This is a genomic window from Hoeflea sp. TYP-13 (assembly GCF_040932035.1).
In the GTDB taxonomy this organism is placed as follows: Bacteria; Pseudomonadota; Alphaproteobacteria; order Rhizobiales; family Rhizobiaceae; genus Hoeflea_A.
Genome location: NZ_JBFRBB010000002.1, coordinates 1,194,253 through 1,205,200 on the forward strand (window position 1 = coordinate 1,194,253; position 10,948 = coordinate 1,205,200).

Annotated in this window: 11 protein-coding genes; 4 read left to right on the forward strand and 7 right to left on the reverse strand. The window is 59.5% G+C overall.

Features of this window, described 5'->3' with window-relative positions:
• Positions 1–10 precede the first annotated feature (10 nt).
• Together ABVT35_RS15715 and ABVT35_RS15720 are read left to right on the forward strand one after the other, a co-directional pair.
• The gene (locus ABVT35_RS15715; protein ID WP_368467900.1) at positions 11–1,114 is read left to right on the forward strand and encodes a cobalt-precorrin-5B (C(1))-methyltransferase; all 1,104 of its coding nucleotides are present in this window, start codon (positions 11–13) and stop codon (positions 1,112–1,114) included.
• Entirely contained in the window at positions 1,098–1,838 is a 741-nt protein-coding gene (locus tag ABVT35_RS15720; RefSeq protein ID WP_368467530.1) for a cobalt-precorrin-6A reductase, read from the forward strand. The genes ABVT35_RS15715 and ABVT35_RS15720 overlap by 17 nt, the downstream gene beginning before the upstream one ends.
• Here the strand turns inward: ABVT35_RS15720 and cobM are convergent.
• From cobM to ABVT35_RS15755, 7 genes are read right to left on the reverse strand one after another with little or no spacing between them, the layout of a single operon-like run.
• Positions 1,835–2,617 carry a precorrin-4 C(11)-methyltransferase gene (gene cobM / locus ABVT35_RS15725; protein WP_368467531.1) on the reverse strand — a complete coding sequence of 261 codons (783 nt, stop codon included), beginning with the start codon at positions 2,615–2,617 and terminating at the stop codon, positions 1,835–1,837. The genes ABVT35_RS15720 and cobM overlap by 4 nt on opposite strands.
• Positions 2,614–4,458 (reverse strand): precorrin-3B C(17)-methyltransferase, encoded by a 1,845-nt coding sequence (cobJ, locus tag ABVT35_RS15730; protein WP_368467532.1) that lies wholly within the window; start codon positions 4,456–4,458, stop codon positions 2,614–2,616. Before cobJ ends, cobM begins: the two co-directional genes overlap by 4 nt.
• Position 4,459: 1 nt before the next feature.
• A complete protein-coding gene (gene cobI, locus ABVT35_RS15735; RefSeq protein ID WP_368467533.1) occupies positions 4,460–5,236 on the reverse strand; it encodes a precorrin-2 C(20)-methyltransferase in 777 nt (258 codons plus the stop codon).
• A complete protein-coding gene (cbiE, locus tag ABVT35_RS15740; RefSeq protein ID WP_368467534.1) occupies positions 5,233–6,489 on the reverse strand; it encodes a precorrin-6y C5,15-methyltransferase (decarboxylating) subunit CbiE in 1,257 nt (418 codons plus the stop codon). The genes cobI and cbiE overlap by 4 nt, the downstream gene beginning before the upstream one ends.
• Positions 6,486–7,124: a precorrin-8X methylmutase gene (locus ABVT35_RS15745; RefSeq protein WP_368467535.1), complete on the reverse strand. Its 639-nt coding sequence runs from the start codon at positions 7,122–7,124 to the stop codon at positions 6,486–6,488. Before ABVT35_RS15745 ends, cbiE begins: the two co-directional genes overlap by 4 nt.
• A gap of 4 nt (positions 7,125–7,128) precedes the next feature.
• A complete protein-coding gene (locus ABVT35_RS15750) occupies positions 7,129–8,253 on the reverse strand; it encodes a sirohydrochlorin chelatase (RefSeq protein ID WP_368467536.1) in 1,125 nt (374 codons plus the stop codon).
• On the reverse strand, positions 8,250–8,489 hold the full coding sequence (locus ABVT35_RS15755) for a DUF6732 family protein (RefSeq protein WP_368467537.1): 240 nt from the start codon (positions 8,487–8,489) through the stop codon (positions 8,250–8,252). Before ABVT35_RS15755 ends, ABVT35_RS15750 begins: the two co-directional genes overlap by 4 nt.
• Positions 8,490–8,924: 435 nt before the next feature.
• Here ABVT35_RS15755 and ABVT35_RS15760 point away from each other — a divergent pair, with 435 nt between their 5' ends.
• Positions 8,925–9,419 carry a GNAT family N-acetyltransferase gene (locus ABVT35_RS15760; RefSeq protein WP_368467538.1) on the forward strand — a complete coding sequence of 165 codons (495 nt, stop codon included), beginning with the start codon at positions 8,925–8,927 and terminating at the stop codon, positions 9,417–9,419.
• A 239-nt stretch (positions 9,420–9,658) separates the two neighbouring features.
• Entirely contained in the window at positions 9,659–10,891 is a 1,233-nt protein-coding gene (locus tag ABVT35_RS15765) for an MFS transporter (RefSeq protein WP_368467539.1), read from the forward strand.
• Positions 10,892–10,948 lie beyond the last annotated feature (57 nt).

The following is a 10,948-nucleotide window of genomic DNA, read 5'->3' on the forward strand; positions in this document are numbered from 1 at the left end:
TAACCGCAGGATGAATGAGACGCGCACCGAAACCAAGCCGGAACCCGCTCCCCTGCGCAGGGGCTGGACGACCGGCGCCTGTGCCACCGCTGCGACGAGGGCAGCGCTCACCGCGCTGATCACCGGCGAGTTCCCGGATCCGGTGACAATCACGCTTCCCAAGGGTCAGCAACCGGCCTTTCCGCTGGCGTTCGAGACGCTCGGGGACGGTTATGCTTCTGCAGGTATCGTCAAGGATGCCGGTGACGATCCGGATGTCACCCACGGTGCCACTGTCATTTCCACAGTCAGACCCCTGCCACCCGGCTCCGGCGTGCATTTTTCCGCCGGCAGTGGCGTTGGAACCGTCACGCTCGCCGGCCTTCCCGTCGGCGTGGGTGAACCAGCCATCAATCCCGTGCCGCGCTCCATGATGCAGGACGTCGTCACGGAAATCTGTGCAGAGTTCGAACTGCCAGCCGATATCGAAATCACCATTTCCGTGCCGGGCGGCGAAGATCTTGCCGCCAAAACCTGGAACCCGCGGCTTGGCATTGTCGGCGGGCTTTCCATCCTCGGCACCACCGGAATTGTACAGCCCTTCTCTTGTGCCGCTTGGATCCACTCGATCCACCGCGGCATCGATGTGGCGCGCGCGGCAGGGCTTACCCATGTCATGGGAGCGACCGGATCGACGTCCGAGGCAGCCGCCCAGGCAATCTACAATCTTCCCGAGATTGCCCTTCTCGACATGGGTGATTTTGCCGGCGGGCTTTTGAAATATCTGCGCAGGCATCCGGTCGAAAAACTGACGATAGCCGGTGGCTTCGCCAAGCTCGCCAAGCTGGCGCAGGGCGCAATGGATCTTCATTCGAGCCGCAGTCAGGTCGACATGGAGTTCCTCGCCGGACTGGTGCCGCCGGAACAGATGAACAAGCCTCTGGAACAACGGATTCTGGCGGCGAACACGGCACTTGAAGTTCTTGAAATAACTGCTGAAAACGACATTTCCCTCGCGCCGGCCATTGCAAAAAAGGCCTGCGAAACGGCCGTCGATACGCTGCGTGGCGCTGATGTCTCCATCGATATCATCGTGACCGATCGGAAAGGAAATATCCTTGCCCGGCACCCCTAGATCCTTGCTCATACTCGGCGGCACGAGGGAGGCCGCGGAGCTGGCGGAACGTCTTTCCGCACATGACAAAATCCGCATCGTGACGTCACTTGCCGGCCGCACACGCGATCCCGAATTGCCCGCCAGCGAAACCCGCATTGGCGGCTTCGGCGGCCCTGACGGCCTGGCTGCATATCTGCGCGATGAAGGCTTCGATCTGATTGTCGACGCGACGCATCCATTTGCCGAAACAATATCGGCGAATGCAGCCGCCGCAGCCGAACTTGCCGATGTTCCATTGCTTCGACTGCAACGTCCCGCGTGGAATCCGGAAACCGGTGACGATTGGCAAAGCGTTGCCTCGCTGGATGAGGCCTGTAGAGCAATCCCGCAATCGGCCCGCGTCTTTCTGGCTCTCGGGCGGCAATATATCGATGCATTTGCCGAGCGCGAAGACGTCTTTTTTGTCGTGCGCATGGTGGATCTTCCACAGACACCGCTGCCGTTTGCTTCATTCGAGCTTGTCATCGGCAAACCGCTCGACAGCCCTGATCGTGAGGCGGCGCTCCTGCGCTTCCACGCAATCACCCGTATTGTCTGCCGAAATTCAGGCGGCGACGGTTCATACGCAAAAATTGTGGCGGCGCGCGATCTGTCCATTCCGGTCATCATGATCGAGCGGCCCGCAATAACGGCAGACCGTTCCTTTTCGACCGTCAATGACCTGCTCGCAGCGATCACCTAAACCTCCGCGCGGTTCTTTTTCTTTCCCGCATTGCGCAATACATGGGCGAAATCAGCGTCATAGAGCGCCGAATCGCGAAACTGCACCTCGCCTAACACCGGTCCGACCATGATCAGCGCCGTGCGCGTCAGCTTGGCCTTGCGCACCTCCTGCTTCATTTCGGCCAGCGTCGTGCGGATATAGAGCTCGTCCGGCCATGTCGCCCGATAGGCGATCACCACCGGACAATCCTCACCGTAATAGGGTGTCAGGGATTCGCGAACATAGTCGAGATTGCGGATGGACAGGTGAATGGCGAGTGTCGCACCCGACTGCCCGAGCACTTCAAGCTGCTCGCCTTTCGGCATGGACGACGCTTTCATGCCGGTGCGCGTGATAATGATGGTCTGAGCGATTTCCGGCAGTGTCAGCTCGGTCTTCAACTTGGCCGCGACACCGGCAAACGCAGGTACGCCCGGCACCACATCATAATCTATTCCAAGCGTATCGAGGCGGCGCATCTGTTCGGCAACCGCTCCATAGATCGACGGATCGCCGGAATGGACGCGTGCGACATCCTTGCCTTCCGCATGTGCCTTTTCGATCTCGGCAATGATGAGATCGAGATGCATCGGCGCTGTATCCATCACCAGCGCATCTTGGGGCGCTGCCGCTACGATCTCCTGCGGCACAAGCGAGCCGGCATAAAGGCAGACCGGGCAAGTTTCGACCAGCCGCAGGCCGCGCACGGTGATGAGGTCGGGAGCACCCGGACCGGCACCAATGAAAAAAACGGTCATTCCGCTGCTTCCTTCCCGTCAATGACAGTATCCGATTTGGCCGCATAGCCGCGCGGCGTATAGACCCAGGTTCTGCCGTCGCCCGTCTCAACAGTCCTGCTCTGGGATGAGCCGACGATGACGACGGTCAGCATATCGACATCGTCGACCTGCAATTCGCCAAGCGGTACGACCCGCACCGTCTCGCCTTCGCGTCCGAGGTTGGTAGCAAGCACAACAGGTGTGTCAGATGGACGGTGCTTCAAGAGTTCGTCCCGTGCATAGGCAAGCTGGGTGCGCCGGCGTTTGGAGACCGGATTATAAAAGGCGATGACGAAGTCACCCTCACCCGCCGCTGTAACGCGCCGCTGAATATCCGGCCAGGGTGTCAGGAGGTCCGACAGGGAGATGGTGCAGAAGTCATGGCCCAGCGGCGCGCCGATGCGGGCAGCCGCTGCCTGCAATGCCGAGATGCCCGGAGAGACGGCAATCTCGATGCGCCGGCCCGCACCGCTCAGGCCCCGCTCATCAGCGTCTTTGGGGCGGGCCCTGTCGAGAAGTTCGAATGCGAGTGTGGCCATCGCGTAGATACCCGCATCGCCCGAGCAAACGAGCGAAACGGTCCGCCCATCGCCGGCGAGCTCCATGGCACGGTGAACCCGCGCCTCCTCCTTGCCGAGGTCGAAATCATGGCGGGTTTTTCCTTCAGCAAGCCTTCCGAGAAGATCGAGATAGAGCGAATAGCCGACAAGGTCCGTCGACCGGGATACCATCTCGGAAACTTCTGGAGAACGCCACTTTTCGCTGCCGGGACCGATGCCGACAATGTAAAGCGTTCCGCGCGCACTGCCGAGAGCGGCTCCATCGACAGGGTGGCTTGCACGTCCGATAGCGCAGGTGGCACGTGGCGATTTGCGCTTGGCGACAGCAAGCGCTCCATCCCTGCCCGCCGCCGCCAGTGCCGCGCCTTCCGCAACACCATGACAACCGACTTCCGCAAAGACGATGTCGGAGGGGTTTTCAAGTCGGTCCGCCTCCGCTTCCAGCGTCGCCGCATCGAAGAAGCGCGCCGGCACGCCGAAATGGTCTGCAACGGCGTGGACCGCCGTCTCGTCCGCCTTGAGGTCGATTGAAAACACACCCGCCAGTGCCATGGGTGAAAGGCCGGTCTCTGCAAACGTCCGCTCGGCAAGGTCAATCGCCTCACGCGGCTCGGTACCGCGCTCACAGCCAAGCCCCAGACACAGTGTTTTCGGCGCATAGACAAGCTCAAGGTTACCCGGCTCAACTGCGCAATCCGTCACCACAAGCCTGACGGCACCATCATCGGCAATCGGCAGGTTCGATTGGGAAATCCACTCGGCAGAACCGGAAAGTGCAGCTTTTCCACCGGCCACCAGCTCGGCCATGACTGCTTTCGCTGTATCCGGATTGACGAGGCAATAGCCTTCCGGCGGTGCGTCGAGGGCAATACCGAAGCGCAGATCCCCGGCCGTGGTTATTGACGCATGGGTAACCAGTGCCGCTGCGATATCGCGAGCAAGGTCGTTGGCGCCGTGATGGCCGCCAAGCAGCGGCACGACGCTTTTTCCGTCTTCGGACACGGCAAGCACCGGCGGCTCTGAATATTTGTCCGTCAGATGTGGCGCAAGCAGGCGGATCAGGGCACCGCTTGCCATCAGGCCGATGATCGGACAGCCGGTTTTGAAGAGGCCGGCGACGTGCGCTGAAACGCTGTCGAACCGGATGTCGGCTTTGTTCACCCGCGAAGCGGCGCCATGAATCTCACCGCCGACAATGCCGGCGATTCTTTTGGCAACGGGAAGTGCCGCTTCGTTCAATACGATGATTGCAGGTTTCATCTCAGACACCTTGTCCATGCGGCATGATTGAGGGTTCGTCCTCGGTTTCTTCGCCACGCTTTTCGACCGGCAGGCCCGCAACCCAGTTTTCCGAGCCCTTATAGACGAGGATCATCGAAAAATAGGGCGCGCTGCCATCGGCATCGGCAAGCGGAAGAATTCGCTCCTCTTCCAGCGAAATACGCTCCAGATAACCGGAGTTCTCCACGAGGCCGTGGCGTTCGAGCAGCGCCTTGATACGGGCGAAATGGCGGCCGATCTTGATGATCGCAACGGCATCCGCCCCCTCCAGCTTCCGGGCGATTTCCTGGTCCGCCAACGGCCCCGGAATGACGGTCAGAACATCATTGCGTGCCGCGAGGGGCCGCTTGAGCGCCGCTGCGCCCGCCATCATCGAGGAAACGCCCGGAACGATCTCGCAAGGGAACTGCCCGGCGAGCCGCTCATACAGATACATGAAGGAGCCATAGAAAAACGGATCGCCTTCGCAAAGCACCGCCACATCCAGGCCCTGTTCAAGGAATCGGGCGATGTCCTGCGAGGCCGCGTCGTAGACGGATTGCGCCGGAAAGCGCTCCACCCGCATCGGCACGACAATCGGATATTCGACCTTGCCCTCGCCCGGATATTGCGCGGCAATGCTGCGAGCAAAGCTCGGGCCCGTGTCGGGAGCCGGGTAGGCAACCACAGGACAGGACTGTAATAGCCGGTGGGCTTTCAGCGTCATCAGTTCGGGATCGCCGGGCCCGACGCCAAGGCCGTAAAGCGTACCGGTCATGGCTGCCTCCATGGTTTTTGAATGCTCCACTGCGTCACCGGCATGAACGGTTTCCAGCCGTGAAATCTTCCCACCGGCTCGGCCCGTGAAACGGACAGACGCATCAGCTCGCCACCATGTTCCGAATGGAGCTGCGACAGCCGCACTTCGTTTTCCAACGTCACCGCATTGGCGACAAGGCGTCCGCCTGGCTTCAAGGCCTTCCAGCAGGTTTCGAACACCCCGTCTTCGCCAAGACCGCCGCCAATGAAGACGGCATCCGGTGCATCGAGATCCGAAAGAGCTTCCGGTGCCTTGCCGTCGATGATCTTCAGGCGGGGCGTACCAAGCAGGACAGCATTTTCGGCAATCATCGCCTGCCGGTCGGTCCGCGTTTCAATGGCAACGGCCTTTGCACCACGCGCAGCGCGCATCCACTCTATTGAAATAGAGCCGCAGCCGGCGCCGACATCCCACAAAAGCGCCTGCGGGCAGGGCTGCAGGGCCGCGAGCGTAATGGCCCGCACCTCTCGCTTGGTGAGTTGGCCGTCATGGGCAAAGGCATCGTCCGGCAATCCGGGAACCGGCGCGTGGATCCGCACGCCCTCGCCCGCAACACACTCGATCGCCAACACATTGAAATCGGCAAAGCGCGGCTTGTCGGGATCAAATGCGCCAACGTCATCAGCAGTTGCTTCGACAACACGTTCGGCCTTACCGCCCATATGTTCAAGCACGGTCAGCTTCGAGCCGCCATAGCCGCGTGCGACGAGGATTTCGGCCACCTCGTGGATTGTCCGCCCCACCGATGTCAAAGACAGAATGCGATTATCCGGCAGGATGTGCGGCTGCAGGCCGGCAACGGCCCGCCCGTGCAGCGATATGCAGGCAATATCCTGAAGTGCCCAGCCCATACGTGCGGCAGCGAGCGAAAAGCCCGAGGGCGACGGAATGACCAGCATTTCATCAGCATCGATCATCCGCCGCATCGTCGCACCGATGCCGAAATGCATTGGGTCGCCGGTCGCAAGGATCGTGACGGGCGTGCCGCGCCGCTCTTTGAGGAATTCGAGCGTCGGGCCGACGCCCATGGTCCAGGGCACGATTTCACTGTTTTCAAGACCGAGGGCGGCAAGATCGAGACTGTCGAGAACGCGCTGTGGGGCAACCAGCGTTTTCGCCGTCTTGGCAAGCGTCAGCGCTGGCGGCGTCAGCGAATTGATGCCGTCATCACCGATACCGAGAACCGTCAGCCAGGCTTTGTTGCCGCTCATGCGCCGAGCCCTCCGGCAATGGCGTTGACCACTGATGCCGCCATGGCACTGCCGCCGCGGCGTCCGCGAACGGCGACAAACGGCACACCGCGCGGGTCTTCGATCAGCGCATCCTTCGATTCGACCGCGCCGACGAAACCGACAGGAATGCCGATGATCAGCGCCGGCGGGGCAAGCCCCCTGTCGATCATTTCCAGCAGATGGAAAAGCGCCGTCGGTGCATTGCCGACGACCACAATGCCGCCGGCAATATCGCCCGCGAGGGTCTCGAACGCCGCTGCCGAACGGGTTGTTCCAAGCTGTTTTGCGAGTGTCGCCGTTGCTTCGTCCGATACGCCGCATTTCACCGGCAGGTCTTTCGGCAACAGCCGCCGGATGATGCCGTTTCGAACCATTTCGACATCGCAGACAATGGGGCGCTTGCTGCCGATCGCTGCCCTCCCGGCGTCTACGGCATCGGCGGAAATGACAAGATCATCGACGATATCGACCATGCCGCAGGCATGAATCAACCTGATAGCGACTTCTTCCAAACCATTGGAAAACAGCGATAAATCTGCTTCACGCCTGATCGTCGCGTAACTCTGTCGATAGATCTCCGCTGGGTCGCGGATATAGTCCGGCGCGGCAGCCATAAGATCACGGCTTCTTCATCGACACCGGCCCGTGCGGATGATCCGCATGGGGATAGGGATGATGGTGATGATCGTGTGCGTGATCGTGGTCATGGTGGTGGCCATGATGATCGTGATCATGCCCATGGTCATGGCTGTGATCGTGCAGCGGCGTCCACGGCAGACCGTGTTCCTTGCAGAAGGCCTCGTCCCGGCAGGAGGCATCGCAATCGCCCTCGCACGGGCAATTCTCAAGCCCGCCACCGATGCCTTCGACATGATGGTGATGGCTTTCCTGGGCAAGGCCCACTTCGGCTTCGAAACCGAGCACCTGCTCGCGGTATTTGCACATCTGGCAGTTCATCAGCGCCTGCCCTGCCCGCGTTTCCTCCACCCGGTCCTCGAACGTGTCGAGCACGAGATCGTGGTCGTTCAGATACCCGGCCTTGATGAATTCGATGTCCGGGAATTCCTCCGCCACCTGATCGGTGTAGCTGTAGATTCGCTTGACGAGCACGCCGGTGAAGAGGAAATACGGAAAGACAACGATGCGGCGGTAGCCGAGCTTTGCCGCATGGCGCAGGCCCGGCTCAACAAGCGGAAAGGTAACGCCGGAGTAGCAGGTTTCGGCCCAGCCGAAGCCCATGCCTTCCCAAAGCATGCGTGTGACCTTGGAAACATTGGAGTTGGCGTCCGGGTCGGAGGCCCCGCGGCCGACAACCATCAGCAGCGTTTCGTGCAGCGGCACCTCGCCGTTTTCCGCGTTGGCCTGATCGAGCGCCTCCTGAATGCGCGCGCCGGCCGCGCGGATCATTTTGAGATCCACGCCCAGTTCTCGGCCGTATTCGATTGCCATGCCGGGATTTTGCACCTGATAGGTATTGAGAACCGTTGGAATGTCGTTCTTGGCGTGACCGGCGGCAAAGAGCATTCCGGGAACGGCCAGAACACGGGTCACGCCCTGATCGCGCAGCTTGTCGAGGCCGGAATGGATCACCGGGTTGCAGAACTCCAGATAGCCGTATTCGACCGGTGTTTCGGGATAACGCTTCTTCAGTCCTTCAGCCACTTTGGCGAATTCGCGCGCAGCATTCTGGTTGCGGCTGCCGTGACCGCACACCATGATGCCGGTATTTTCCTGGGTGCTCATGCTGCCGCGCCTTCTGCCTGCTCTTCCGATTCGGCATCAGCAGACTGTTCGTCGTCTGCCTTGTCCTTGCGCTTGCCGGCCTTTGCTGCGAGCGCCGCAAGCGCAGCTGCGCCAAGTGTTGCGGCGATGCCGACCCAATGGGCGTGGCCTGCCAGTTCGCCGACATGGCCGCCATGCGCATGCGCCGCGGACGCGGAACAAAGAAATGCTGTCAAAACACAGAAGCTGCGTGTCATCTGAGGTACCCCGCTGGCATTTGTCATGCACGAAACGCCGCGGCGGACAATGTCCTCCGTACCGGTCTGGACAGCTCCGGAATTGAACCCCCTGATTGGGTCGGTCGCACCGGAATTTCTCTCAGCCCGCTATAATCGGGCGCCGTCTCACGCTGCAATTGTTGTAGGCAATGTGCCTGATGGCGTCAAACACAAACGCGGCGGAATCGACGTCATACGCGACACAGCGCCAAATCCGGACTGACCCGATCCCGGAACGGTTCAGGACATGCCATGATTTCCATCTGAATCAGAATCTCTTCGAGAAACAGAAGAGGCAATGATACCAATGGAAACCAGGCCGATCGTGCGCTAACAATCAATTCGGACCCGTCAGATAGGTCCGCTTACTTTATTCCAGACAATGCTCGGGACGCGGCTGTGAGGAGGGTCTAGATGCAGGAATTGCGAACTGATCGACTTCTTCTGAGACAATGGAGATCAGAAGACATCGAGCCTTATATTCGTTTCTTCTCAGATCAGGACAGATGCCGGTATTTCGGCGGAATGAAGAATGCCGATGACGCATGGCGGCACATGGCTCTGCAGGTTGGGCACTGGCATTTGAACGGTTTTGGATACTGGGCTGTCGAAGAAATCGGCAGCGGAACATTTGTTGGATGTGTTGGACTTTGGAGATCTCCGGATTGGCCCGAATTGGAATTGGGCTATTGGATTGATGATCGGCGGCAACGGCAAGGTTTTGCGGAAGAGGCGGCCGGGGAGTGCATCAGGTATGCACGCGAAACGCTCAAGTCACCGTCGCTGGTAAGTTACATAGACCCTTCCAATAATCCTTCTCAAAAACTGGCTGTGAAGCTTGGCGCCAAATACGAGCAAACAATAGAGTTGGTGGAGCAAGGACCACACATGGTTTACCGTCATTTTTGACGATCTTGATGCTTGTCGTAGTGTATCCGGAATTTCTCTCAGCCCGCTATAATCGGGCGCCGTCTCACGTTGCAACTGTTGTGGGCAGTGCACCTGATGACGTCAAACACAAACCCAGCGGAATTGACGTCATACGCGACACCGCGCCAAATCCGGACTGACCGGGCCTCCAGTCCGATCAGGGAAGGTAGCACGTCGACTTCGGGCCCGGAGTCGACTTCGGGTTGCAACTATGCCATGTGAATGATGCGAACATCCCGTCAGTTTTAATCTCTGTTTTCAACATGGCTCGACGCAAACTGATCGACCTCAGCCCATTCCTGCTCTTGCTGTTTTGCGGGACCGTTTGTGCAGCAATGATAGTGCCGTATATGGGCTATTTCCTGGTTGAAGGCCTGGGGCAGCAACCGTGGCTGATCAGTGTTTACTCGTTTCTTGTCGTAAGCCTGACTATCATCGTCAACCGCGACTTCGCACGCCGCATCGACGCAGGACACCGTGTTTTTCCTCTGGTCGGTATCGCGGCTGCAGGCTATTTGCTGGCGACCGCGACGCTTGCCGTTTTTCCTTACCTTTGCGCGGTGTTGATTATGGGCGTCCTGGGTTTCGGCGTCAGCTCGAGCGCCGTCTCAACCATGTTTAGCCTGGGCGGCAGTCTGGCCGAACGACATGAAGTCGACCGAAAGCGGTTTAACGCCTACATGCGAGCAACGACGTCAACGGCCTGGATGCTGGGACCAGCAGTCGCTTTTGTCGTGGCAGATCAGATCAATGAAGCCGCGGTCTTTGTGCTTGGCATTGGCGGTGCCGTCCTGTGGTTGGGGCTTTGGTGGCTGGTCTTGCCACGCGACATAACCACTCAACCCAAGCCCTCTGCAAACCAGACCGGATCAGTTGCTGCAACAAACCACGCATTGTGGATAGCAGCGGCCTTCGTATTTTGCCTATCTTCAGCGCATTCACTGACGTTTTCGGCCCTGCCGTTGTTTTACGTTCAGGAAGTCGGACTACCGGGCTATGCGCCCGGTACAGCATTTAGCGTCAAGACCTTCGTTGAAGTGTTCGCTATCTTTGCCACCCCTTTCCTGATCGCGAAATTCGGAATGAGAAACTCCCTGTTGGTGACCACACTGTTAGCCGTTGTCACGATCCAGATATTGGCATCAGTGCAAAACTACCCACAGATGCTGGGCGGAGCAGCCCTCGAAGGCCTTTACTATGGGCTCTACGCAAGCCTTGGCATCAGCTACGTTCAATCCTTTGCTCCAGACCGCCCGGCACGTGCCACGGCGATCTATTGGAACACTCTCATGATCAGCAGCGTCCTCGCGGGACCTGCGGTCGGCTTCATCGCTCAGGCCTTTGATTTTCGGACCGTGGTGCAATTCGCTTCAGTTGTTGCGCTCTGCGCGGCCGCAATCCTGATGCTGGCGACAAAACTCGGAAAAGCCCTTGCCTCAACCAAGGCCTGAATGTCTGCAATGTCCGAACGTCAGACATGCATCGCAACGGCAACGGTCTTTCAGCGC

Excerpts from the sequence above, each read along its gene's own strand:
- ABVT35_RS15715 (WP_368467900.1), top strand. The coding sequence starts at position 11 with ATGAATGAGACGCGCACCGAAACCAAGCCGGAACCCGCTCCCCTGCGC.
- ABVT35_RS15750 (WP_368467536.1), bottom strand. The coding sequence starts at position 8,253 with ATGAGCACCCAGGAAAATACCGGCATCATGGTGTGCGGTCACGGCAGC.
- ABVT35_RS15760 (WP_368467538.1), top strand. The coding sequence starts at position 8,925 with ATGCAGGAATTGCGAACTGATCGACTTCTTCTGAGACAATGGAGATCA.
- cobJ (WP_368467532.1), bottom strand. The coding sequence starts at position 4,458 with ATGAAACCTGCAATCATCGTATTGAACGAAGCGGCACTTCCCGTTGCC.
- cbiE (WP_368467534.1), bottom strand. The coding sequence starts at position 6,489 with ATGAGCGGCAACAAAGCCTGGCTGACGGTTCTCGGTATCGGTGATGAC.
- ABVT35_RS15755 (WP_368467537.1), bottom strand. The coding sequence starts at position 8,489 with ATGACACGCAGCTTCTGTGTTTTGACAGCATTTCTTTGTTCCGCGTCC.
- cobM (WP_368467531.1), bottom strand. The coding sequence starts at position 2,617 with ATGACCGTTTTTTTCATTGGTGCCGGTCCGGGTGCTCCCGACCTCATC.
- cobI (WP_368467533.1), bottom strand. The coding sequence starts at position 5,236 with ATGACCGGTACGCTTTACGGCCTTGGCGTCGGGCCCGGCGATCCCGAA.
- ABVT35_RS15745 (WP_368467535.1), bottom strand. The coding sequence starts at position 7,124 with ATGGCTGCCGCGCCGGACTATATCCGCGACCCAGCGGAGATCTATCGA.